The sequence below is a fragment of the Solihabitans fulvus genome, assembly GCF_008386585.1.
Classification (GTDB): domain Bacteria; phylum Actinomycetota; class Actinomycetes; order Mycobacteriales; family Pseudonocardiaceae; genus Solihabitans; species Solihabitans fulvus.
In genome coordinates, this window is sequence record NZ_VUOB01000010.1 from 388,536 (window position 1) to 410,117 (window position 21,582).

22 protein-coding genes, 3 tRNA genes and 1 pseudogene are annotated in these 21,582 nt (G+C 71.2%); 11 read left to right on the forward strand and 15 right to left on the reverse strand.

Annotated features, from left to right (window positions below; genetic code table 11):
- Positions 1-64: 64 nt before the first annotated feature.
- On the reverse strand, positions 65-1,525 hold the full coding sequence (yczR, locus tag F0L68_RS07465; RefSeq protein ID WP_149848692.1) for a MocR-like transcription factor YczR: 1,461 nt from the start codon (positions 1,523-1,525) through the stop codon (positions 65-67).
- Positions 1,526-1,586: 61 nt separating this feature from the next.
- Between yczR and yczE the strand changes: the two genes are divergently transcribed.
- Complete coding sequence (gene yczE, locus F0L68_RS42220; protein ID WP_188316438.1) at positions 1,587-2,231, forward strand: membrane protein YczE; 645 nt, start codon at positions 1,587-1,589, stop codon at positions 2,229-2,231.
- A 12-nt stretch (positions 2,232-2,243) separates the two neighbouring features.
- Here yczE and F0L68_RS07475 read toward each other — a convergent pair whose 3' ends face one another.
- Positions 2,244-3,443, reverse strand: a complete 1,200-nt coding sequence (locus F0L68_RS07475; RefSeq protein WP_149848693.1) for an FAD-dependent monooxygenase — start codon at positions 3,441-3,443, stop codon at positions 2,244-2,246.
- Positions 3,444-3,526: 83 nt separating this feature from the next.
- On the opposite strand from F0L68_RS07475, the gene F0L68_RS07480 reads away from it, so the two are divergent.
- Together F0L68_RS07480 and F0L68_RS07485 are read left to right on the forward strand one after the other, a co-directional pair.
- The gene (locus tag F0L68_RS07480; protein WP_149848694.1) at positions 3,527-4,366 is read left to right on the forward strand and encodes a protein phosphatase 2C domain-containing protein; all 840 of its coding nucleotides are present in this window, start codon (positions 3,527-3,529) and stop codon (positions 4,364-4,366) included.
- A gap of 34 nt (positions 4,367-4,400) precedes the next feature.
- A complete protein-coding gene (locus tag F0L68_RS07485; protein WP_149848695.1) occupies positions 4,401-5,327 on the forward strand; it encodes an NAD-dependent epimerase/dehydratase family protein in 927 nt (308 codons plus the stop codon).
- Positions 5,328-5,342: 15 nt separating this feature from the next.
- Here F0L68_RS07485 and F0L68_RS07490 read toward each other — a convergent pair whose 3' ends face one another.
- The 7 genes from F0L68_RS07490 to F0L68_RS07520 all read right to left on the reverse strand — a co-directional run bounded on the left by F0L68_RS07490 (position 5,343) and on the right by F0L68_RS07520 (position 7,996).
- The gene (locus F0L68_RS07490; RefSeq protein WP_149848696.1) at positions 5,343-5,747 is read right to left on the reverse strand and encodes a VOC family protein; all 405 of its coding nucleotides are present in this window, start codon (positions 5,745-5,747) and stop codon (positions 5,343-5,345) included.
- Positions 5,748-5,811: 64 nt separating this feature from the next.
- Entirely contained in the window at positions 5,812-6,216 is a 405-nt protein-coding gene (locus F0L68_RS07495) for a helix-turn-helix transcriptional regulator (RefSeq protein ID WP_149848697.1), read from the reverse strand.
- 103 nt (positions 6,217-6,319) lie between these two features.
- Positions 6,320-6,396: transfer RNA gene (locus F0L68_RS07500), tRNA-Phe, on the reverse strand.
- Between the two features lie 34 nt (positions 6,397-6,430).
- Positions 6,431-6,507 (reverse strand) — tRNA-Asp (locus F0L68_RS07505).
- Positions 6,508-6,531: 24 nt separating this feature from the next.
- Positions 6,532-6,604 (reverse strand) — tRNA-Glu (locus F0L68_RS07510).
- 136 nt (positions 6,605-6,740) lie between these two features.
- Positions 6,741-7,355 carry a ScbR family autoregulator-binding transcription factor gene (locus tag F0L68_RS07515; RefSeq protein WP_149848698.1) on the reverse strand — a complete coding sequence of 205 codons (615 nt, stop codon included), beginning with the start codon at positions 7,353-7,355 and terminating at the stop codon, positions 6,741-6,743.
- 398 nt (positions 7,356-7,753) lie between these two features.
- Positions 7,754-7,996: a hypothetical protein gene (locus F0L68_RS07520; protein WP_149848699.1), complete on the reverse strand. Its 243-nt coding sequence runs from the start codon at positions 7,994-7,996 to the stop codon at positions 7,754-7,756.
- Between the two features lie 395 nt (positions 7,997-8,391).
- On the opposite strand from F0L68_RS07520, the gene F0L68_RS07525 reads away from it, so the two are divergent.
- The 3 genes from F0L68_RS07525 to F0L68_RS07535 all read left to right on the forward strand — a co-directional run bounded on the left by F0L68_RS07525 (position 8,392) and on the right by F0L68_RS07535 (position 11,485).
- The gene (locus tag F0L68_RS07525) at positions 8,392-8,601 is read left to right on the forward strand and encodes a heavy-metal-associated domain-containing protein (RefSeq protein WP_149848700.1); all 210 of its coding nucleotides are present in this window, start codon (positions 8,392-8,394) and stop codon (positions 8,599-8,601) included.
- A 42-nt stretch (positions 8,602-8,643) separates the two neighbouring features.
- On the forward strand, positions 8,644-10,893 hold the full coding sequence (locus F0L68_RS07530) for a heavy metal translocating P-type ATPase (protein ID WP_149848701.1): 2,250 nt from the start codon (positions 8,644-8,646) through the stop codon (positions 10,891-10,893).
- Positions 10,894-11,251: 358 nt separating this feature from the next.
- The gene (locus F0L68_RS07535) at positions 11,252-11,485 is read left to right on the forward strand and encodes a hypothetical protein (RefSeq protein ID WP_306463146.1); all 234 of its coding nucleotides are present in this window, start codon (positions 11,252-11,254) and stop codon (positions 11,483-11,485) included.
- 114 nt (positions 11,486-11,599) lie between these two features.
- Here the strand turns inward: F0L68_RS07535 and F0L68_RS07540 are convergent, their stop codons facing one another.
- Positions 11,600-11,803, reverse strand: a complete 204-nt coding sequence (locus tag F0L68_RS07540; protein ID WP_149848703.1) for a cold-shock protein — start codon at positions 11,801-11,803, stop codon at positions 11,600-11,602.
- A 426-nt stretch (positions 11,804-12,229) separates the two neighbouring features.
- On the opposite strand from F0L68_RS07540, the gene F0L68_RS07545 reads away from it, so the two are divergent.
- Positions 12,230-13,459 carry a L,D-transpeptidase gene (locus tag F0L68_RS07545; RefSeq protein ID WP_223198566.1) on the forward strand — a complete coding sequence of 410 codons (1,230 nt, stop codon included), beginning with the start codon at positions 12,230-12,232 and terminating at the stop codon, positions 13,457-13,459.
- Between the two features lie 73 nt (positions 13,460-13,532).
- Here F0L68_RS07545 and F0L68_RS07550 read toward each other — a convergent pair whose 3' ends face one another.
- The 4 genes from F0L68_RS07550 to F0L68_RS07565 all read right to left on the reverse strand — a co-directional run bounded on the left by F0L68_RS07550 (position 13,533) and on the right by F0L68_RS07565 (position 18,179).
- Positions 13,533-14,363 carry a glutamate ABC transporter substrate-binding protein gene (locus F0L68_RS07550; protein ID WP_149848704.1) on the reverse strand — a complete coding sequence of 277 codons (831 nt, stop codon included), beginning with the start codon at positions 14,361-14,363 and terminating at the stop codon, positions 13,533-13,535.
- Between the two features lie 426 nt (positions 14,364-14,789).
- Positions 14,790-16,148: an MCE family protein gene (locus tag F0L68_RS07555; RefSeq protein WP_149848705.1), complete on the reverse strand. Its 1,359-nt coding sequence runs from the start codon at positions 16,146-16,148 to the stop codon at positions 14,790-14,792.
- A 125-nt stretch (positions 16,149-16,273) separates the two neighbouring features.
- Positions 16,274-17,134 (reverse strand): oxygenase MpaB family protein, encoded by an 861-nt coding sequence (locus F0L68_RS07560; protein WP_149848706.1) that lies wholly within the window; start codon positions 17,132-17,134, stop codon positions 16,274-16,276.
- Positions 17,135-17,150: 16 nt separating this feature from the next.
- A complete protein-coding gene (locus F0L68_RS07565) occupies positions 17,151-18,179 on the reverse strand; it encodes an LLM class F420-dependent oxidoreductase (RefSeq protein ID WP_149848707.1) in 1,029 nt (342 codons plus the stop codon).
- Positions 18,180-18,257: 78 nt separating this feature from the next.
- On the opposite strand from F0L68_RS07565, the gene F0L68_RS07570 reads away from it, so the two are divergent.
- The 4 genes from F0L68_RS07570 (at position 18,258) to F0L68_RS07585 (ending at position 21,071) form a co-directional block, all read left to right on the forward strand.
- The gene (locus tag F0L68_RS07570) at positions 18,258-18,971 is read left to right on the forward strand and encodes a MerR family transcriptional regulator (protein WP_149848708.1); all 714 of its coding nucleotides are present in this window, start codon (positions 18,258-18,260) and stop codon (positions 18,969-18,971) included.
- 87 nt (positions 18,972-19,058) lie between these two features.
- The gene (locus tag F0L68_RS07575) at positions 19,059-19,775 is read left to right on the forward strand and encodes a lysophospholipid acyltransferase family protein (protein ID WP_149848764.1); all 717 of its coding nucleotides are present in this window, start codon (positions 19,059-19,061) and stop codon (positions 19,773-19,775) included.
- Positions 19,776-19,866: 91 nt separating this feature from the next.
- Entirely contained in the window at positions 19,867-20,619 is a 753-nt protein-coding gene (locus F0L68_RS07580; protein ID WP_188316439.1) for a GAF and ANTAR domain-containing protein, read from the forward strand.
- Positions 20,620-20,660: 41 nt separating this feature from the next.
- Positions 20,661-21,071: a PPOX class F420-dependent oxidoreductase gene (locus F0L68_RS07585; protein ID WP_149848709.1), complete on the forward strand. Its 411-nt coding sequence runs from the start codon at positions 20,661-20,663 to the stop codon at positions 21,069-21,071.
- Positions 21,072-21,204: 133 nt separating this feature from the next.
- On the opposite strand, the pseudogene F0L68_RS43395 reads toward F0L68_RS07585, so the two are convergent.
- Positions 21,205-21,477, reverse strand: a pseudogene (locus F0L68_RS43395) (WhiB family transcriptional regulator); the annotation flags it as partial.
- Between the last annotated feature and the right edge of the window lie 105 nt (positions 21,478-21,582).

Below are 21,582 nucleotides of genomic sequence, written 5' to 3' on the forward strand. Positions count from 1 at the left end.
TGGCGCGCTGCGGGCCCGAAACGTGTTCGGAGCACTGAATGTTCAGAGCACTGTGCGGAAGGCGTTAAGTCACCGACAGCAGGCGCTCGTCCGTCTCGAAGGTGCCGGTGCCGGACACCGCCGCGGCCACCACGCCGAGCCTGCGCACGGCGTCCACCAGCACCTCGCTCGGCAGCGCGTAGGGCAGCCGCAGACGACGCTCGAAGCCACCCTGCGCGCCGAACCGGCTGCCGGGGGCCAGCCGCAGCCCGTGGTTCTGCGCGACGACGGCGATCCTGGTGCTGACGGGCGCGTCCAGTTCGCACCACACGCACAGCCCGCCGGCCGGCCGCCGCACGGTCCACTGTGGACAGTGCTCGCGCAGGCTCTCGATCATCACGTCCCGCTGCACGGCCAGCTCCGCCCTGCGTTGCCGCAGCGCGGGTTCCGGGTCCCGCATCAGCTCGGCGAGCACGAGTTGCTCGAAGACCGGCGAGCCGAGGTCTACGGCCGTCCTGGTGGACATCAGGCGGTTGAGCAGTTCCGGCGAGGCGCGCACCCAGCCGACCCGCAGCCCGCCCCAGTGCGACTTGCTGGTCGAGCCGATCGAGATGACCAGGTCCTCGGCGAAGGCCGCCATCGGCGGCGGGCCGTCCAGCGGATCGCCGTCGAGGTCGATCTCCACCAGCGCCTCGTCGATCACGACCGGCGTGCGGGACCTACGCAGCAGCGCGCCGAGCCGCTCCCGGCCCGCCGCGTCCAGCCGCAGCCCGGTCGGGTTGTGGAAGTCCACGATCAGGTAGGCCAGCCGGGGCGCCGCCTGGCGCAGGGCGGCCTCGATGCCGCCGAGGTCCCAGTCGTCGCGGTTGAGCGGCACCGGGACCGGGATGGCCGACACCGCGCGGATCGCGTCCAGCGCGTTGGGGTAGGTCGGCTGCTCGACCAGCACCCGGTCGCCCGGCCCTACCAGCAGCCGCAGCGCCAGCACGAACGCGTGGTGGCCGCCGTTGGTGATCAGGATCTGGTCGGGGCTGGTCGGCAGGCCGCGCGCGGTGTACCGCTCGGCGACGCGTTCGCGCAGGTCGGGCAGGCCGTGTTCGTAGTAGCCGAGCTTGGCGAACTCCTCGGGCAGCCGGGGCCGCACCGCGTCGACGGCCGCGAGCAGCCCGGGAATCGCCGGCTGCGCGGCGCGCGCCAGGTCGATCATCCCCTGGCCTTCCGCCGGGCCGTCGGGCAGCGTCATGCCGGCCCGGCCGGGCAGGGTGATCCACGAGCCCGCGCCGCGCCTGCTGGCGATCAGGCCGTCGGTGCGCAGCTGTTCCAGCGCCGCGGTCACCGTGGTGCGGCTGACCGGCAGCGACTCGGCCATCTCCCGCTCGGCCGGCAGCCGGGTGCCGGCCGGCAACTGGCCGTCGAGCACCAGCATGCGGATCGCGGCGGCCAGGTCGGCGGCGCCCTGCCGGGCGCCGCGCCTGCGCCACTCGCCGAGCAGCCGTGCGAGCCGCTGCCCCGATACGCGTCCACCTGGTGGGATGCCGGCGTTCATGAAGCCAATTATTGCTCATTGGCTCTGGAAAACAAGGCCAATCGACGTTCAGGATGGCCGCATGGCCTCAGTCGACCTCACCCCGGTTTCCGTCAGGACCAGCCCGCTGCGCCGGCTGCCGCAGCTGTTCGGCGGCCTCGCGCTCTACGGCACCAGCATGGCGATGCAGATCCGCGCCACGCTCGGGCTCGACCCGTGGGACGTGCTGCACGAGGGCCTGACCAAGCGGATCGGCCTGAGCTTCGGCACCATCACCGCGATCACCGGGGTCGCCGTGCTGCTCGCCTGGATCCCGCTGCGCCAGCGGCCGGGTGTCGGCACGGTCAGCAACGTGCTGCTCATCGCGCTGTCCGTGGACGCCGCGCTCGCCCTGCTGCCGGCCCCGACCGGGCTCGTGCCGAGGGGCGCGATGCTGGTGGCCGGCATCGCGCTCAACGCGGTCGCCAGCGCCGCCTACATCGGCGCGCGGCTCGGCCCCGGCCCCCGCGACGGCCTGATGACCGGCTTCGCCAGGCGGACCGGCCTGTCCATCCGGCTCGTGCGCACCAGCATCGAGGTGGCCGTGCTCGCCATCGGCTGGCTGCTCGGCGGCACCGTCGGCGTGGGCACCGTGATCTACGCGCTCGCGATCGGCCCGCTGGTCCAGCTGTTCCTGCCGCTGTTCACCTGGTCGGCGAAGACCAGGGACGCCGCGCTCTGCGGCTGAGTTTTAGGAGCTCTAGACCGGGTGCTCCACGTCGTGGCCGTGGATGAACGCGAGCTGGTCCGGCAGCGTGGCCAACCGCCGGTCGCGTTCCTCGGTCGCCGGGCCGTCTGGCACCTGGAAGCACTCGCCGTTGCGGCGCGAGCCGAGCTGGAGCTGCCTGGCCCTCGGCCGCCTGGCCGACTCGTAGGCGCGCAGCGCTGCGGCCACGTCGCCCGGCTCCGCCCCGGCCAGGCAATTGGCCAGCACGATGGCGTCCTCGATCGCCTGGTTCCCGCCCTGGCCGTGGTGCGGCAGCATCGGATGCGCGGCGTCGCCGAGCAACGTGATCCGCCCGAAGCTCCAGTGCGCCAACGGTTCCCGGTCATACAGCGCCCACCGGGAGATCTCGTCGACCGCGCCGAGCAGGGCGGTCACCACCGGGTTCCAGCCGGCGAACGCGGCGACCGCGTTGGCCGGATCGTCCTCGGCCACCCAGGACTCCAGCGTCCACCCCGGATCCGGGATCACCGCGAGGAAGTTGACCAGCCGCCCGCCGCTGACCGGGTAGGAGATCAGGTGCCGCCCCGGCCCAGGGAACAGCCACAGCGCCGGCCGCGCCGGGTCAAAGCCGAGCTCCGGCACCCGGGGCAGCCGGTCGACCGGGGCCAGCCCCCGGAAGCCGCTGGTGCCGGAGAACACCGCCGTGTCGGGCCCGGCGACGGTCGTCCTGATCGCCGAGTGCACCCCGTCCGCGCCAATCAGCACGTCCGCACGCGCCGTCGAGCCGTCCCGGAAGGACAGCTCGACCCCGTCGGCGTCCTGGGCGACCCCGGCGCAGGCGCGACCGAGCAGCACCTCGCCGCCGGCCGCCACGTACGTGTCGCGCAGCACGCGCTGGAGGTCGCCCCGGTGCACGGTGTAGAACGGCGCGCCGAACAGGGACTCGTAGTGCGCGCCCATCTCGTGCGAACAGAACGGCGTGCCGTCGGCCCAGCGGTGGAACTGGGCGCGCTCCGGCCGCACCGCGGTCTCCTCCAGCCGCTCGGTCGCGCCGAGGCGGGCCAGCAGCCTGCTGCCGTTCGCGCCGACGGCGATGCCGGCCCCCACGCTCGTCAGCGCGGTGGCCTGCTCGTAGACGCGCGCGTCGACGCCGCGCAGGCGCAACGCCGTGCCGACGGCGAGCCCGCCGATCCCCGCCCCGACCACCGCGACCGACAACGGACGTCCAGCCATCGTGCACCCCCTCAACGCCGTGGCACCCGATCATGCCAGCACCCGGAATCCCTTGCCCTGACAGAAAACCTAGGCTTATGGCCATGCCAAGGATCGAGACTGCCGAACGGGCCGGGGTCGGCCTCGACGGGGCCGAACGGCCGAGCGAGGACCGCGTGGTGGTGCTGCCGCACGCGGTGGTCCTGCTGGACGGCGCGACCGCCGTCCTGCCGGGGGCCCGCAGCGGCGGCTGGTACGCCGACCGGCTGTGCGTCGAGATCGGCGCACAGCTGCGGGACGACCCCGGCGGCGACCTCGCCGACCTGCTCGCCGAGGCGATCCGGCGGGTGGCGCTGGCACACGACCTCGTGCCAGGTCAGTCGCCGTCCAGCACGGTCGCGATCCTGCGCTGGACGGAGACCACCGTGGACGCGCTGGTCCTCGCGGACAGCCCGATCGCGGTGTTCGACGGCGCCGGCACGCCCAGCCTGCTGGTCGACGGGCGGTTGGCCGGGCTGCCCCGGCACGGCGGCGGCTATCGGCAGCGGCTGCGCGCCGGGGCCGGCTACGGCGCGGACCACCTCGCCGCGGTGCGCGAGTCGGCGGCCAGGACCGGCACGCTGCGCAACCGGCCAGGCGGCTTCTGGGTCGCCGAGGCCGATCCGGCCGCGGCCCACCAGGCGATGCTGGCGAGCTGGCCAAGGGAGACGGTGGTGTCGGCGCTGCTGGCCACCGACGGGGTGTCCTGCGGGGTCGACGACTACGGCGTGTTCGCCGACTGGTCGGCCGTGCGCGAGCTGGTCGCCGAGCGTGGCCCGGTGGCGGCCCTGGACGTGGTGCGGGAGGCCGAGCGGGCCGACCCCGACGGCAGGCGGTGGCCGCGCCCGAAACGGCACGACGACCAGGCCCTGGTCCTGGTGCGCTTCGACGACGATGACGCATAGGGACGATGGCGCTTAGGTCTGCTGGGATGGTCCCGTGCGAGTCCTGATCACCGGCGCGACCGGCTATGTCGGCCACGCGGTCGTGCGCGAGCTGCTGGGCGCCGGGCACACGCCCCGCCTGCTGCTCCGCCCGACCACCGACTCGACCGCCGCCCAGATCGCCGGCACCGAGGTGGTGGTCGGCGACGTCCTCGACCGCGCCAGCCTGGCCGCCGCGGTCGAGGACGTCGACGCGGTCGTGCACCTGGCCGCGCTCGGCCGGGTGCGGGAGTCCTTCGAGCGGCCCGTCGAGTACTTCCGGGTGAACGTCGGCGGCACGCTGAACCTGTTGGACGCCATGGCCGACCGCGTTCCTCGGCTGGTGCTGGCCTCCACCGGCAGCGTCTACGGCGCGCCGGAGCGGCAGCCGATCACCGAGCTGGCCACGGTGGCACCGACCAACCCGTACGCGGCGTCGAAGGCTGCGGCCGAACAGGCGGTCCGCTGGGCCGCGCAGGCTGGCCAGGTCCGCGCGACGACGCTGCGCCTGTTCAACGTGGCCGGCGCGGCGCACGGCCGCGGCGACCCCGACGACAGCAGGGTGATCACCAGGACGGTGGCCGTCGCCGCGGGCCGGCTGCCCCGCCTCGACGTCTTCGGCGACGGCGCCTCGGTGCGCGACTTCGTCCACGTCGCGGACGTGGCCCGCGCGATAACCCTTGCCGCGCAAGCGGATCCGCCCGGCGGCCACGCGACCTACAATCTGGGCGCGAGCCAGGCGACGGTGACCGAGATCATCGACGCGGTGCGCAGGGTGACGGGCCGCGAGGTCCCGATCGACCGGCACGCAGCGCGTCCCGGTGAGTCCCGGTGCCTGCGCGCCGACACCACGGCCATCCGGCGCGCCCTGTCCTGGCGCCCCACCCGGTCGACCCTGGAGGAGATCATCGCCAGCCAGTGGCAGGCGGAGCGCGCGGGATAAGAACGGCGCGGGCGCCTAGCCCTGCTCGATGCGAACCAGGTTGCCGGCGGGGTCGCGCATCGCGGCGTCGCGGACGCCCCACGACTGGCTGGCCGGCTCCTGGAGGACCTCGGCGCCGGGCGTCTCGGCGACCTTCCCGACGGTCGCGTCCAGGTCGCCGGAGCGGAACTGGATCATGTTCAGCACGCCCTTCGCGAGCAGGGCGGCGAGGGCGTCGCCGTCCTCCTTTGAGCGGCCGGCGTGCGGCTGCGACAGCACGATCGCGACCTCGGGCTGGCTGTCGGTGACGAGGGTGATCCAGCGGAAGCCGCCGTGCTCGACCTCGTTGCGGACGGTCAGGCCGAGCGTGTCGCGGTAGAAGGCGAGGGCTGCGTCGGGATCGTCGACGAGGACATGGACGCCGCTGAGCGAAACGGTCATGCCGTGGACACTAGGGGGGCGCGACAACGGATGCCCGACGGATGCGGCACCGAAAACCGCGCCGTCACGCCCGGTCCCGCCTCGGCCGGGTCAGCACCATCGCCTGGCAGCCCGACATGAGGCGGAGGTCGCCGTGGTCGCTCGCCCGGTACGCGCTCGGCGTCTGCCCGACGAGCTGGGTGAACCGGGCGCTGAACGAGCCGAGGCTGGTGCAGCCGACCGCGAGGCAGACATCCGTCACGCTCAGGTCGCCGCGCCGCAGCAGCGCCTTCGCCCGCTCGATGCGCCGCGTCATGAGGTAGGAGTACGGGGTCTCGCCGTATGCGTCGCGGAAGCGGCGGCTGAAGTGCCCGCTCGACATCAGGGCCGTGCGGGCGAGTGCGGACAGGTCGAGGGGCCGCGCGTACTCGCGATCCATCCGGTCGCGGGCCCGCCGCAGCCGCCGCAGCTCGTCGAGGTCGGGAGCCATGCAGCCATTGTGCCCACCGGACCAAGCCCCGGCGACAAGGACGGGACACGGGACGACGAACGCGAAACAACCCCGCCAAGATGCTTGACGGGGTTGTTGTTGCTGGTGGCCAGGGGCGGGGTCGAACCGCCGACCTACCGCTTTTCAGGCGGTCGCTCGTACCAACTGAGCTACCTGGCCAAAAACGTCCGGCCAGATGACCGGCCGGACGTTGTGGCGACCTCGACGGGACTCGAACCCGCGACCTTCGCCGTGACAGGGCGACGCGCTAACCAACTGCGCCACGAGGCCTTGTGGCATTTCCTTGCTGTGCCGTGCCCCCAACGGGATTCGAACCCGCGCTGCCGCCTTGAAAGGGCGGAGTCCTAGGCCGCTAGACGATGGGGACTCAATCCTCGAACAGCCCTGGGTGGGCCACCGAGAACCAGGCCCTCCAACGCTTGTCCGTTGGAAGCGATGCAAGCATATGACATGAGTGCCCCGATCTCCAAAACGGGGGTCCCCTATCGCGCTGACCTGCATGTTCAGCTCGACGACCACTCCGCCAGCCACTGCGGGGCGGCCAGACCGGGCAGCAGATAGCGCCAGACCTCGTGCATCCTGGCCGGGTACTCGGCGCAGCCGGACGTCGTGGTCGAGATGACCCGCGCGCCCATCACCGCGCCGCGCAGCACGCGCGCCGCTTCGCAGGGGTCGGCGTCGGCGCGCAGCTGGCCGCACCGCATCGCCTCGTCCAGCAGGTCCTCGAACACGCGCTGCCAGTCCCACGCCGGAACGGGCAGGCCGACCGGCGCGGCGGACTCCTCCTCGACCAGCCGCATGCCGGCCCGCAGCACCACGTCGCGCGCCAGCAGGCCGACCACCTCGTTGACGATGCCCACGAGCGTCCGCAGCGGGTCGAGCCTGCGCGCCAGCCACTCGCGGCGCACCGAGGGCCACGCCTCGTCCTGCGCGCGCACCAGGGCCTCGGCGAGGGCCTCCTTGGACGAGAAGTGGAAGTAGAACGCGCCCTTGGTGAGGCCGCCGCGCTCCAGGATCGCGCTCAGCGGCGCGCCCGCGTACCCGACGCGGTCGAACTCCTCCGCCGCTGCCTGGAGGATGACCTCGCGAGTCACGCGAGCTCGGTGCTGCTGCGGCATGGCGACTCCGGCTCATGAGTCGACGCGATGCGACGACCCACCCTCCCCGATCAGCCGCCGCGTGCCAGAAGTTGATCTTCAGGCACCAACCAGAAGCTACCCCGTCACCCGATCCGGTGTACAGCACCGACACGGCGGCATCGCGCGCCCGTCCGGGGGCATTCGGTCACCCCTCGCCGGGAGCCGGCGCCCACTGAGTGGGACGCGTTGCCATAAAAGAGACCGATGGGTATGTTTCGCGGGTCGGCCTCGCCGTGGCGTGCCTCGGGGGGTGTGCGTCACGGTGCGGCCGCCGCGCGGGACGGGCTCGTCGAGACCGTCCCGGCGTGTGCTGGAGCAGGTGGGGGCCGTGGGCGAACCGCCCCGTCAACCCCCACCTCCTCCGTGCGGCCGCCGCCCTACCGCTGCACGGACGGCGTCTCACCGCCGTCCCCCGGCGACAGGCCCAACATGTCGAGCAGCAGCCGACAGTCCTCGGCTCCCAGTGCCCCTCGGGCGACGGCGAGTCGCGCGCGATGCACCTGCTCGTCCGAGATGCGCGATGGCTCCCCGGTTCGTTGGGCCGGCACGCTCGCACCCGGCCTCGCCAAGGTCTCGTCCTGCTGCCACAGGAACTTCCGAACTTCTAGGGACCCGCTCATGACGCCTCCCCGACTTGAGGTTCGCGGCGAGGCTAAGCGACCTCTCATAACCACCGCAGCCCCCCGCAGAGTGATTCACCGCACACGCTGAGTCACCATGGGCGGATCCAGGCGTACCCGGAGCGTGTTCGAATCAACCTTTCGATCCCAAAACGCGGAGATGGATGATCGAGTTCCGGCCGCGCGGAAGATCCCGTACGCCGGGAACCGACCGTGTCGCCCGATCGACCAACTGGCCGAAGTAGGCTGCCGCGATCACGGAGCGCGCTCGGTTGGGCACTGTGCGCCAGAACTGTGCGCAAGGTCGCTGGGAATCATGCGGCGCACCTCCGGCGATCTTACCCCCTAGGGGTATTTTTGAATCGCGAGAGCCTTCCACCACAAGGAGTGAGCCCATGTCCGTCAGCGCCACCTACACCGTCACCGGCATGACCTGCGGGCACTGCGTCAGCTCGGTTACCGAGGAACTGACCGAGCTCGACGGCGTCACCGACGTCTCCGTGCAGCTGGACACCGGCGCGGTCACCGTCACCAGCACCAGGGCGCTCGACCTCGCCGAGGTCGACGCCGCGGTGACCGAGGCGGGCTACGCGCTCGCGAGCTGAGCCACACGGCCAGACACTCCACGACCGGGGGCAGGGCAGCGCATGACCACGACCGAATTCACCCGAACCAGCACGATCGAACTCGAGATCGACGGGATGACGTGCGCGTCCTGCGCCAACCGGATCGAACGCAAGCTCAACAAGCTCGCCGGGGTCACCGCGACGGTTAACTACGCGACCGAGCGGGCCAGCGTCGAGTTCCCCACCGAGCTCGGCATCGACACGCTGCTGTCGACCGTCCGCGCGGCGGGCTACGGCGCGAACCCGCCGCCCCCGCCTGCCGAGGACCCGACCCGAGCTGCCGGGCCCGAGGACGCGCACGGCGCGGAACTGCGGGACCGGTTCGTCATCTCGGCCGCGCTCGGCCTGCCGGTGCTCGCGCTCGCGATGGTCCCCGCCTGGCAGTTCCCCGCCTGGCAGTGGTTCTCGCTTGCGCTGGCCAGCGTCGTGGTCCTGGTGTGCGGGTGGCCGTTCCACCGCGCCGCCGCCGTCAACCTGCGGCACGGCACGACCACGATGGACACCCTGGTCTCGCTCGGCGTCGCCGTTGCCTACCTCTGGTCGGTGTACGCGCTGGTGTTCGGCGACGCCGGCGCGCTCGGTATGCGGCACGAGTTCAGCCTGCTCCCCAGGACTGCGGCAGGCGGCGACGTCTACCTAGAGGTCGCCGTCGGCGTGACCACCTTCCTGCTGCTCGGCAGGTGGCTGGAGGCCAGGTCCAAGCGGCGGGCAGGCGCGGCATTGCGGGCGCTGCTCGCACTCGGCGCCAAGAACGTCGCCGTGCTGCGTGACGGCGGCGAGCTGCGCATCCCCGTCGCCGCGCTGGCCGAGGGCGAGCGGTTCGTGGTACGGCCGGGCGAGAAGGTCGCCGCCGACGGCGTCGTCGTCGAGGGCACCTCGGCGATCGACCGGTCCGTGCTCACCGGCGAGTCGGTGCCCGAGGAGGTCGGCCCCGGCGCGCCGGTGGTCGGCGGGACCGTCAACGCGGGTGGGCGGCTGGTCGTGCTGGCCACCAGGGTCGGCGCGGACACCCAGCTCGCGCACATGGCCAGGCTCGTCGAGCAGGCGCAGACCGGCAAGGCGAAGGTGCAGCGCCTCGCCGACCGGATCGCGTCCGTGTTCGTGCCGGTGGTCGTCGGGATCGCAGTGCTGACCGCGGTCGGCTGGCTGCTGGCCGGGCGGCCGGTCGAGTTCGCGATGACCGCGGCCGTCGCCGTGTTGGTGATCGCCTGCCCCTGCGCGCTCGGCCTCGCCACGCCGACGGCGCTGCTGGTCGGCACCGGGCGCGGCGCCTCGCTCGGCATCCTGGTGAAGGGTCCCGAGGTGCTCGAGTCGACCCGCAGGGTGGACACGATCCTGCTGGACAAGACGGGCACCGTTACGACGGGTGCGATGACGCTGGTCGACGTAGTCGTCGCCGGGGTCGCCGGCGGGGTCGATCGCGCGGACCTGCTGCGGCTGGCTGGTGCGGTGGAGGACGCCTCGGAACACCCCGTCGGCGGCGCCATCGCGGCGGGCGCGCGGGCCGAGGTCGGCGAGCTGCCTCCGGTGGTCGACTTCGCTTCGGTCGACGGCCTTGGCGTGACGGGGACCGTGGATGGGCGGTTGGTGGTTGTTGGGCGGCCCAGGCTGCTTGCTGAGCGGGGTGTTGTGCTGCCGGCTGGGGTTGCTGCCGGGGGCGCAGGCAGGACGTGTGTGGTGGTCGCGGTCGATGGCGTCGCGATTGGGCTGCTTGCGGTGGCGGACGCGGTGAAGCCGACCAGCGCGCAGGCCGTGCGGGAGCTGCGCGAACTCGGGCTCCGGCCGATGCTGCTGACCGGCGACAACGCGGCCGTCGCACAAGCGGTCGCCGCCGAGGTCGGCATCCCGGCCGACGACGTGGTCGCCGAGGTGCTGCCAGGCGAAAAGGTGCAGGTGGTGCAACGACTTCAGGCGGGAGGTCGGGTCGTCGCGATGGTCGGCGACGGGGTGAACGACGCGCCCGCGCTGGCCGCGGCGGACCTCGGGCTGTCGATGGGCACCGGGACCGATGTCGCCATCGAGGCAGGCGACCTGACCCTGGTGCGCGGTGACCTGCGGGTCGCGGTGGACGCGATCCGGTTGGCGCGCAGCACCTTGCGCACGATCAAGGGCAACCTGTTCTGGGCGTTCGCCTACAACGTCGCCGGCCTGCCGCTGGCCGCACTCGGGCTGCTCAACCCCATGATCGCCGGCGCCGCGATGGCGTTCTCGAGCGTCTTCGTGGTGAGCAACAGCCTGCGTCTGCGGCGTTTTCGTGGGTTGGCAACGTGAGTGTCTGGATCAATTCTTCGCAGCTAGGGCCTCCCCAGATCCCCGTGCGCGTGCAACAATCCGACTGCTGACACACCCCCGGTCAGCGCCTGTGGAGATCCCCTCCGGCCCCCGCGTTCCTCCCCCTGGCGCGGGGGCTCTCCGCGTCTTTTGTCGGTTTTTGGGCGGGACGCTCTGGCCGTATGCGGGGAGTGAGGGGGTGGTGACCGGGGTGGGCTAGTTGCTGGGCCAGACGGTGTGTCGCGGGCCACAGTATGTACCGTTCCGCAATCTAACCGTTATCGTTTGGCCCGTGGCTATCGGATCTCTCGGCAAGCTCAAACCCGGACGGCATCGCCCCCCGCAGCAGGAGAGCTTGGTGCCAGACGAGGAACTGACGTCGTACCTGGCGGCACTTGCCCCGGACGACGCGGAGACCACCGCCAGCGGGCGCAGCTTCGGCAACGCCTCGGTGTACCAGCTCCGGCTCCAGCTCATGGCCAACGAGCAGCTGCGCGAGCTCGCCGCCGAGCGGGACACCTCGCCGCAGGCGCTCGCCACCGAGTGGGTCATGCAGCGGCTCCAGTGGGAAGCCGAGCAGCGCGGCTTCTAGGCCCACCTTCGTTTGGGCGTACCGCAGCGTCCCCAAACAACCCTGTCTCCGCTTGAAACGACTGTGCCCCCGCCCGAAAATTCGGACGGGGGCACAGTCTTTGGCTATCCAGCGTCAGATGGCGCGAACGTTCTGGGCCTGCGGGCCCTTGGTGCCCTGCCCGACCTCGAACTCAACTCGCTGGTTCTCCTCCAGGGAGCGGAAACCCTGCCCCTGGATCTCGGAGTAGTGCACGAAGACATCGGCGCCACCGTTGTCCTGTGCGATGAATCCGAAACCCTTTTCGGAGTTGAACCACTTAACAGTGCCCTGTGCCATGTGTACCTGCCTCCATCGCAGGATCAGCTTGGGTCTGCACCATGCAGCCCCGGCCGTTCCCGGGCGGTTCCCCACGCCCACTACAGCGAGAAGAAAGCACGCCCGCGTCTTGTTCCGCGAGCGTGTGAAGCACGAACACAGAAACCACGGCCTGCCAGGACAAGCGTATCGCCTCCGGGGTCGTAGCACTACTACGTGTTGTCGTCCGCGCACGCAGCGACTCGGCCGCGAACGCGGTGATCGACACGAGTCGTCCGTTCGGCGCAAGTCCGTTCGACCGATGGCGAAGGTTCGTCGGGACACGGCGAAGCAGCCGCGCGCGGACATGTGATTGGCATCACAGACACGGAACAGACACGAGAGCCAACGCCAGATCCACTTGGGGCGTCGACTACTACGACAGGCGCTGCAAGAGGGGGCAACACTGTGGTAGCGAATTCGGGCCGGGCCCGACGTTGGACGTCAGTAGCACTGCTGGGAGTCGCGCTCGCCGCGACACCGATGCTGACCGCGTGTGGCGGCGGCACGGACAACGGCGCCAAATCCGGTGCCGCGCAAAGCAGTCAGAGCCAACCCTCGGCCGAACGCAAGGCAGAACCCGCCGTGGTGCTGAACCCGGCGAAGGTGGCGACCGAGCCCGCCAACGGCACCGACGGCGTCAGCCCGGCGGGGCCGTTCCGGGTGACCGTCACCGACGGGACGTTAACCGTGGTCACCCTGACCAACCCGGACGGCAAGCAGATCGACGGTCAGCTCGCCGCCGACAAGCTGAGCTGGACCGCGGCTGGCGCGCTCGGCTACGACAAGACCTACACCTGGGCCGGCACCGCGATCGGCAAGGACAGCAAGGAAGTGCCGGTCGCCGGCTCCTTCCACACCCTCGCACCGGCGAGGAAGATCGGCGCGGAGATCAACGTCGCCGACAACGCGACCTACGGCATCGCGATGCCGATCAGCCTGACCTTCAGCTCCCCGGTCAAGGACAAGGTCGCGGTGCAGAAGGCGCTCACCGTGCAGACCTCCGTGCCGACCCCGGGCGCCTGGGCGTGGCTGAGCGACACCGTCGCGCACTGGCGTCCGCAGAACTACTGGACGCCCGGCACCAAGGTCACCGTCACGGCCAAGATCTACGGCGTCCCGTTCGGCAACGGCGCGTACGGCCTCGACGACCTCGCCGCCAACTTCGCCATCGGCCGCTCGGAGATCGTCAGAGGCAACACCCAGACACACCGACTCGTGGTGATCAAGGACGGCCAGCAGATCTTCGACTTCCCTGCCAGCTACGGCCTGGACTCCGACCCCGGCAGGGTCACGCACAGCGGCACGCATGTGGTGATGGAGAAGGCCGAGATCGTCTCGATGAGCAACCTCCAGTACGGCTACAAGGACGTCAAGGTGCCGTGGGGAGTGCGGATCGACAACTTCGGCGAGTACATCCACGGCTATGAGGGATCGCGGGCGCAGCAGGGCAACACCAACGTCTCGCACGGCTGCGCGAACCTCGCCCCGGAGAACGCGAAGCTGTTCTACGACCAGACGCTGATGGGCGACCCGGTGGAGATCACCGGCACCAACATCCCGTTCACCCTGCAGGACGGCGACTACTCTGACTGGACGCTGGACTGGGCCGCGTGGACGGCCAAGTCCGCCGCATAGGAACGGCGTTCGACCGATGAGAGAGGGCGGCACCCCCCGATGGGGGGTGCCGCCCTCTCCGCTACCTGGCTGGTTACTTCTCGGTGATCTGTGGGGGCTGGGGGATCGCGTAGCCGGACGGGCCTACGTTGCGCTCCAGGGACTTCTTCCAGTCGCCGGTGCTGATCATCTTGTCGATGGCGCTGTTGATCCGGTCGCGGCTGCCGCTGTCGTCCTTGGCCACGCCGATGCCGTAGCGCTCCTGCGTGAACGGCTTGCCGACGAGCTTGAGCAGCTCGGGGTTCTCGGCCGCGAAGCCGGCCAGGATCGCCTCGTCAGTGGTGACGGCGTCGACGTTGTTGGCCAGCAGCGCGGTGACGCAGTCGGAGTACCGCGCGTACTCCACCAGGCTCACGCCCTGCGCGTACTTGTCGCGCACCGCCTGCGCCGAGGTCGACCCGCTCACGGAGCAGAGCCGCTTGTTGTTCAGCGTCTCGGGTCCGGTGATGCTGTTGTCGGTGAGGCGAACCAGCAGACCCTGCCCGGTGACGAAGTAGGGACCGGCGAAGGCCACCTTCTCCTTGCGCTTGTCGGTGATCGAGTAGCTGGCGACCACGAAGTCCACCTTGTGGGTGCCGAGCAGGTCCTCACGGGCGGAGGGCTGGGCCTCCTTCCAGGTGATGCCGCTCTCGTCGACGCCGAGCTCCTTGGCCACGTACTTGGCCACGTCGATGTCGAAGCCGACGAACTTGCCGTCCAGCCGCTTCTCGCCGAGCCCCGGCTGGTCGTAGCGCACGCCGATGGTGAGCTTGCCATTCCCGGCGCGCCCGACCACCGTGTTGTCCCCGCCGCTGGAGCCGCACGCGGCGAGCAGCCCCACGACAGCGAGGGCGGCACAGGCACGGAGCGCCCGTCGAAGCACCATCTGCGCTTCCTTCCGATCTTGGTCGTGCCCCCGGCAATCGTCGGGCACCGCCTCGCCGAGCAGTTCTCGGCGAGGGTTGACGGGCATTGATGCTACTTACGCCGGGAGCGTGAATCAGGCCACGGAGATTGTGATGTTCGACCGCGCGGATGCTGATCATGAACGACGGTGACCCACCTCACCGGATCAGTGACGGTGTGTCGCGGGCCGCCATTGATCACCATGATCGACGGCCGTTTCGTGAATATCCACCGCGATTGGATGCCGGGCCGGATCGGCCGACGACCGAGGTCATCGGAGTGACGGCGCGGGGCGCGTGCTGACGACATTGTCTTTCGCGTCGGCACGCATCGAGATCTCCTTGGTGCCGTGCGGAATCCTTTTCTGGCGGAGCGGACACAAAGACCGGAATTCCTTGGATGCTATTCAGCGTGGTTCGACGACCGCGCCTCGGAACAACGGGCCGACCAACAGGCCGCTCCATTCGGGCACCTCGGCGGGCGGAACCCCGAGCGACGGCGCTAGCAACACGGCGAGCAGGTCCCTTTCCTGCGGCGAATTGGGCAGACCGGGCGCGCTCGCGGCCGAGGACGGCGCGGTCGGCCAGTCCGCGTTGTTCCCCAGCGCAGGCGGCAGCACGCCGTCGTTGACGGAACGGGCGGGCGGCGGTGGCTTCGAGCCGTCCTTGATCGGCCCCTCCGGCGGGTACTGCGGCACGGGGTTGGGCATCGGGTCGACCAGGTAGCAGCGCGGCCCCCGCTTGTCCTGGTACTTCGGCTCGTCCTGGCCGGGCACGTACCTGCCCCGGTTGGCGGTGATCTCCATGGTGATGTGCACGCCGGGTTTGTCGGTGCCGGCGCCGACAATGGCCTCGTATCTGGGCACCAGCGTGGTGATGCCGTTGAAGATGCACGGGTACTCGGGCGCGTACTTCGCCACCAGGTCCAGCGTCGGCCGGCTGGTCGAGGCGACCTGGATCAGGTTGTCGCGGTTGGCGCGCAGGAAACCCGTCAGGTCCTGGGCCCCGGTGCGCAGGCTCGCGTACAGGGCGTCCAGGTTCATCCGCTGCTCGGCCACCGTGCGGCTGGTGACGGTCAGGTCGGACAGGGCGCCGACCAGGTCGGGGCCCGCGTCGGCGTAGGTGTTGGCGACGTCGGCGAGCCTGGCGATGTCCTGGTCGAGGGTGGGCAGCTGGGGGTTGACCTGGCCGAGGTACTGGTCGAGCTGCGCGAGCGTCTGGCCGAGCTGGGCGCCCCGGCCGCTGAGCGCCTGGGACATCGCGGTCAGCGTGGTGGACAGCTTCTCCGGCTGGACGGCCTGCAACACCGGCATGAGGTCGGCGAGGACCTGCTCCAGCTCGACGGCGGCCGCGGAGTGGTCCTGGTCGATCACGTCGCCGTCGACGAGCGGGCCCGCGTCGGTGTGGCCGGGCAGCACCAGCGCCACGTACCGCTCGCCGAACAGGCTCTTGGGCAGCAGCCGCACCGACACCGTGCGCGGGATCGCCTGGACCTTGTCGGGTTGCAGCGCCAGCTCGATCTCGGCGCCGTCGCCCCGCGACCGGACCTGCCGCACCTCGCCGACGATCATGCCGCGCACCTTGACGTCCGAGGTGGGCTGCAACTGGCTGCCCAGGTGGTCGGTGCGCACGGTGACGCGCACGGTCGAGGTGAACGCGTTGCGGTACATGGCCACGGTCAACGCGAGGAACGAGCAGATCACCAGGATGAAGGCGATCCCCAGCAGGCGACGGCGCAACGCTGCTGCCGAGCCGGTTTCACGCATGCGGCCTCCGTTCGCACTGCGCGCGGACGCGCGCGAGTGTGACGTGGCCCACTAGGGAAACGACGGGGTTCGGGGCGGGTTACTCGCCCGAACGGGTGGCGCGACGGCTCGTGGCGCGACGGCCGTCAGGCCTTCGGTAACAGCCGGGGCGACGGTGTTGCGGTGCGGCCTAAGCGGGCAATCGCCTGGTTGGCGTGCCCGTGCGGCACCCGCCAGCGCAGCGGCCCCGGAATCAGCAGCGCGGCCGAGCGCAGCGCCCTGAGCATGCCGGTGGCGACGTCCGGGGAGTAGGCGCGGTGGCCGTGCAGCTCGATCGCCCAGTCCGGCAGCAGCGCGTAGGCCAGCTCGCCGACCAGCGACTGGTACACCGGCAGCCCGGCCCGCAGCGGCCCCTGCAACGGCGGGCGCTGAAGGAACCGGTACACCACCTCGGAGTCCTCGGTCCTGCGCAGCTCGTGCCGCACGATCCGGAAGTAGTCGGCCAGTTCGCCGGTCGACCCCGGCACGTCGTCGACGTGCAGCCCGACCAGCGTGGCCGTTTCGCGCTGCTCGGCGAGGTAGCGGTCGGCCTGGGCCGCGGTGAGGGCGAAACCCGCGCGGCGCACCACGGCGAGGAAGCTGGCCACCTCGGCGCAGTGCACCCACAGCAGCAGGTCCGGTTCGTCGATGCGGAACCGCCTGCCGGTGCGGGGATCCTTGGCACGTAACGACCTGTGCACCGCGCGGACCTTCGCGGCCGCCGCGCGCGCCTGCGCGGTCGTCCCGTAGGTCGCGAGCCCGACGAAGTTCCCGGTTCGGCTCAACCTGCCGAGCGGGTCCTCGCGGAAGTTGGAGTTCTGCACGATCGCGGCCACCGCGCGGGGATGCAGCGCCTGGAGGTAGAGGCTGCTGATGCCGCCGAGCCACATGGCCGGATCGGCGTGCAGCTGCCAGGTCACCGAGCTCGGGCCGAGGAGCCCCGCGTCGGCCTCCGCTGTCCCGCCCATGTCGTTCGCCTTCCCGCTACCCGAGCCACTCCCGCACCTGGGACACCAGACGCGCCTGGTCCTCGCCGACCGGAACGACGTTGAGCATCGTCACCCCGGCCTCGCGGAACGCCTCGATGCGTTCCCGCACATAGCCTTCCGGCCCGACCAGGTTGGTCAGCTCGACCAGTTCCGCCGGCACCGCCTTCGCTGCGGCGTCCTTCTGCCCGTTCAGGTACAGATCCTGCACCTCGTCGGCCTCGGCCTGATAGCCGTAGCGGCAGGCGAGGTCGTGGTAGAAGTTGCGGCCCCTCGCCCCCATGCCGCCGAGGTAGAGCGCCAGCAGCGGCCGGGAGAACTCGCGCAGCTCGGTGACGTCCTCGCCGACGGCGAGCATGCCGCCCGCGGCGATCTCCAGCGGGCCGAGCTCCGGCGCGCGGGCCGCGCGGCCTGCGGCGAGGGCGTCGCCCCAGACCTCGGCGGCCTTCTCCGGCAGGAACATCGCCGGCAGCCAGCCGTCGGCCACCTCGGCGGTCATCCGCACGTTCTTCGCGCCGAGCGAGGCGACCCAGATCGGGATGTCGGCGCGCAGCGGGTGGGTGAGCATCTTCAGCGGCTTGCCGAGCCCCAGCCCCTGGTCGGCGGGCAGCGGCAGCTGGTAGATGCCGTCGTTGGTCAGCGTCTCCCGCCGCCACGCGCGCCGGCAGATGTCGATGACCTCGCGGGTCCGCGCGAGCGGCCGGTCGTAGGGGACGCCGTGCCAGCCCTCGATGACCTGCGGCCCCGACGCGCCGAGCCCGAGCATTGCCCGGCCGCCGGACACCGCGTCGAGGCCCGCGGCGGTCTGCGCGATCAACGCCGGTGTGCGGGAGTAGATCGGCAGGATGCCGGCGCCGATCTGGACGCGCTCGGTCCTTGCCGCGAGATAGCCCATGATCGTCGGGCCGTCGAAGCCGTAGGCCTCCGCGATCCACACCGCGTCGAGACCGGCGCGTTCCAGCTCCGCGATCTGGTCGGCCGTCTGCGTCGGGTCGCCCGCGTACTGCATCGGCATGCTCAACCGCACCGAAGGTCCTCCTCGCGCCAGGTGAGGAATCCATCGTGACACCGTTGATGTCGCATCGGCAATGGTTAATGTGGGTACATGGTCGCCGCCGTCGAGGAGCCGCTCACCGTCGACGAGTTGGCCGCGCGCACCGGAACCACCGTGCGAACCGTGCGGTTCTACACGAGCCGGGGCCTGCTGCCGCCGCCTCGCCTGCGCGGCAGGGTCGGGCTGTACGGGCCGGAGCACGTCGGCAGGCTCGAACTGATCCGCCACCTCCAGGGGCTCGGCTTCACGCTGGCCGCCATCGAGGCGCAGCTGGCCAGGATCCCGGCCGACACGACCGCGGCGGAGCTGGCGCTGCGCAGCGCGCTGTTCGCGCCGTGGCTGCCCGACCGCCCGGAACGGCTCGACCGAGCCGAGCTGGACCGGCGCGCCGGCCGCCGCCTGGACGAGGCCGAGGTGGCCCTGCTCGGGGAACTCGGCGTCCTCGCCGACGTCGGTCCCGAGCAGGTCGAGCTGGCCAGCGCCGCCATGCTGTCGGTCGGCCTGCGCATGCTCGCGCTTCCGCTGCGCCGGGAGAGCCTGCTGCGCGCGCGAGACATCGTGGCTCGGCACACCTCGGTGCTCGCCGAGGAGCTGCGCGAGCTGTTCGACCAGGAGGTGCTGCGGCCCTACCGCGAACGCGACCGGTCAACCGAACAGGTCAGGGACGTGCTCGAGCGGCTCCGCCCGCTGACGATCCAGGCGCTGGTGACGGCGTTCCAACAGGCCATGGACAGGTCGATCCGGGACTCGCTGCCCACCGACTGACCGGCCGACCGGGCCGCCGGGTGAACCGCGCGGACGTCGCCGGGGGACCATTGCCGCGTGTCCCCCTCCGCAGACCGCCCGTTGGGCATGGCCGGCATGGCCGCGCTGACTCGCCGTTTTCCCCGCCGCGGCAGGGGATTCTGGTTCGGGGTTGCGATCGACCTGCTCTGGCCGTTTCTCGTCCTGTTCACCAGGTTCCGGCTGCGCGGCGGCGAGCACGTGCCGGCCGACGGCGGCATGGTGCTGGCCAGCAACCACCTGTCCTTCGCCGACCCGGTCACGGTGACCGCGTTCGCCCTCGCGCATCGGCGCGTGCCGCGCTACCTGGCCAGGGCCGACCTCTGGACGATGCCGGTGGTCGGGCGCGTGATGAAGGACGGCCGGCACATCCCGGTGCACCGGGGAACCAGGCAGGCGAGCGACGCCTACCGCGACGCCGTGTCGGCCGTGCGCGACGGCGAGTGCGTGATCATCTTCCCCGAGGCCACCTTCTCCACGGACCCGGCGAACTGGCCGTCGCGCGGCATGAACGGCGCGGCCAGGATCGCGCTGGTCAGCGGCGCGCCCGTGGTTCCGGTGGCCAACTGGGGCACGCACGAGTTCCTGCCGCGCCGCGCGCGGTTCCCGAAGTTGTTGCCGCGCAGGACGATCGACCTCGTCGCGGGCCCGCCCGTCGACCTGTCCGACCTCGTCGGCGGACCGCTGACCAAGACCGTCCTCGACGAGGCGACCGCGCGGATCATGGCCGCCATCACCGCCCTGCTCGCCGAGGTCAGGGGCGAACCGGCGCCAGTGGTGTCCTAGGAGCTCTTGGAGCTCTGATCCGTGCGGCGCAATCCAGCGATTCGCGCGACTGCTCGCCACCAAGGGTGGTGAACAGTCGTACCCTGAGTACGTGACCCGTCCCCCAGTCAGTCGACTGGCTGAGACCTTCGTCGAGCTGGCCGACACGTTGGTCGATGACTTCGACCTCATCGACTTTCTGCACCTGCTCGCCGCGCGCAGCGTCGAGCTGCTGAAGGTGGACGCCGCCGGCCTGCTGCTGGTCGACCACCAGGGTCAACTCCGGGTCATCGCGGCCTCCACCGAACAGGCCCGCATGGTCGAGCTCTTCGAGCTACAGAACGACGAGGGGCCGTGCCTTGAGTGCTACCGCACCGGGGCCGCGGTGACCGTGCCAGACCTCAGCGCCGCCGCGCCGCGCTGGCCGCGCTTCGCCCTCGCCGCGCGGGAGGCGGGCTTCGCCGCCGTGCACGCGCTGCCGATGCGGCTGCGCGACGAGGTCATCGGGGCGCTCAACCTGTTCCACACCAAGCCGGGGGCGCTCGACCGCAGCGCGGCGGACGTCGGCCAGGCCATGGCCGACGTGGCCACCATCGGGCTGCTCCAGGAGCGGTCGGTGCGCCGGCAGGAGACGCTGGCCGAACAGCTCCAGGGCGCGCTGAACAGCCGGGTGCTGATCGAGCAGGCCAAGGGCGTGCTCGCGGAACGCCTCAGGGTCGACATGGCGCAGGCGTTCAACGCGCTGCGCGGCTACGCGCGGCACCACAACGCGCTGCTCCTCACCATCGCGGGAACCGTCGTCTCCGGGCCGCTCAGCGAGGAGGCCATCGACCAGCTGCGGGCGTTCGCGCGCCGATCCGCCTGATCGGCCCCGCACGTGCCAGCGAATGGTGCTTCGATGGACGCATGGATCTTGACGCTGCACGCGAGGTAGTCCGGACACAGCACCGCGCGGTGCTCGCCACGATGCGGTCGGACGGCACGCCACAGATGTCCCCGGTCCTCGCCGCCGTCGACGACTCCGGCGCGATCATCGTGAGCACCAGGGAGACCGCCTACAAGGTGCGGCAGCTCCGGGCGGACCCGCGTGCGTGGCTGTGCGTGCTGCCGGACCAGTTCTTCGGGCACTGGATCCAGGTCGAGGGCGCGGTCGAGATCGTGCCGCTGCCCGAGGCCATGGACGGGCTCGTGGCCTACTACCGCCAGATCTCCGGCGAGCACCCCGACTGGGCCGACTACCGGGCGTCCATGATCGCCGAACAGCGGGTGCTGCTGCGCATCGACCCGCACCGCGCAGGCCCGGATCGCAGCGGCTGACGCGCCGTCAACACAGCCGCAGGTGCCGCCCGCTCGGCCGCCTCGCGGCGCGATCCGGCTCGGCGTCCTGCTGTGGCGGGACGGCCCGCAGCGACGACGCGGTGTCCGGCTGTTCGGCGGGGGCGGGCCGGTGCCGCTGGGCCACGCTGAGGATCGAGTCCCGCTCAACGGGCGTGAGACCGCCCCAGATGCCGTAGGGCTCCTGTGTTTCCAGGGCGTGCCGGCGGCACTGCTCGAGCACGGGACAGACCCGGCAGATCGCCTTGGCCTTGGCCGCCCTGCGGGCGCGGGCGATGCCACGCTCCCCCTCCGGGTCGTAGAACACCGCGCTGTCCGTTCCTCGGCACGCGCCCCTGAGCTGCCACATCGACGTCGACGCTCTCGTGCGCTGTCGGGTGTCGGCCACGGTCTACTCCTCCCTGGGAGATCCTTCGACAAGCTGTCAGTTGGTCGAACCGGCGCGGAGCAGCGGACGACCCGCCAGCACGGTGCGGCGATCGAGCGACGCTGG

Coding starts and splice junctions, on each gene's coding strand:
- yczR (WP_149848692.1), bottom strand. CDS start 1,525: ATGAACGCCGGCATCCCACCAGGTGGACGCGTATCGGGGCAGCGGCTC.
- yczE (WP_188316438.1), top strand. CDS start 1,587: ATGGCCTCAGTCGACCTCACCCCGGTTTCCGTCAGGACCAGCCCGCTG.
- F0L68_RS07475 (WP_149848693.1), bottom strand. CDS start 3,443: ATGGCTGGACGTCCGTTGTCGGTCGCGGTGGTCGGGGCGGGGATCGGC.
- F0L68_RS07480 (WP_149848694.1), top strand. CDS start 3,527: ATGCCAAGGATCGAGACTGCCGAACGGGCCGGGGTCGGCCTCGACGGG.
- F0L68_RS07490 (WP_149848696.1), bottom strand. CDS start 5,747: ATGACCGTTTCGCTCAGCGGCGTCCATGTCCTCGTCGACGATCCCGAC.
- F0L68_RS07495 (WP_149848697.1), bottom strand. CDS start 6,216: ATGGCTCCCGACCTCGACGAGCTGCGGCGGCTGCGGCGGGCCCGCGAC.
- F0L68_RS07515 (WP_149848698.1), bottom strand. CDS start 7,355: ATGCCGCAGCAGCACCGAGCTCGCGTGACTCGCGAGGTCATCCTCCAG.
- F0L68_RS07520 (WP_149848699.1), bottom strand. CDS start 7,996: ATGAGCGGGTCCCTAGAAGTTCGGAAGTTCCTGTGGCAGCAGGACGAG.
- F0L68_RS07525 (WP_149848700.1), top strand. CDS start 8,392: ATGTCCGTCAGCGCCACCTACACCGTCACCGGCATGACCTGCGGGCAC.
- F0L68_RS07530 (WP_149848701.1), top strand. CDS start 8,644: ATGACCACGACCGAATTCACCCGAACCAGCACGATCGAACTCGAGATC.
- F0L68_RS07540 (WP_149848703.1), bottom strand. CDS start 11,803: ATGGCACAGGGCACTGTTAAGTGGTTCAACTCCGAAAAGGGTTTCGGA.
- F0L68_RS07550 (WP_149848704.1), bottom strand. CDS start 14,363: ATGGTGCTTCGACGGGCGCTCCGTGCCTGTGCCGCCCTCGCTGTCGTG.
- F0L68_RS07555 (WP_149848705.1), bottom strand. CDS start 16,148: ATGCGTGAAACCGGCTCGGCAGCAGCGTTGCGCCGTCGCCTGCTGGGG.
- F0L68_RS07560 (WP_149848706.1), bottom strand. CDS start 17,134: ATGGGCGGGACAGCGGAGGCCGACGCGGGGCTCCTCGGCCCGAGCTCG.
- F0L68_RS07570 (WP_149848708.1), top strand. CDS start 18,258: ATGGTCGCCGCCGTCGAGGAGCCGCTCACCGTCGACGAGTTGGCCGCG.
- F0L68_RS07575 (WP_149848764.1), top strand. CDS start 19,059: ATGGCCGGCATGGCCGCGCTGACTCGCCGTTTTCCCCGCCGCGGCAGG.
- F0L68_RS07585 (WP_149848709.1), top strand. CDS start 20,661: ATGGATCTTGACGCTGCACGCGAGGTAGTCCGGACACAGCACCGCGCG.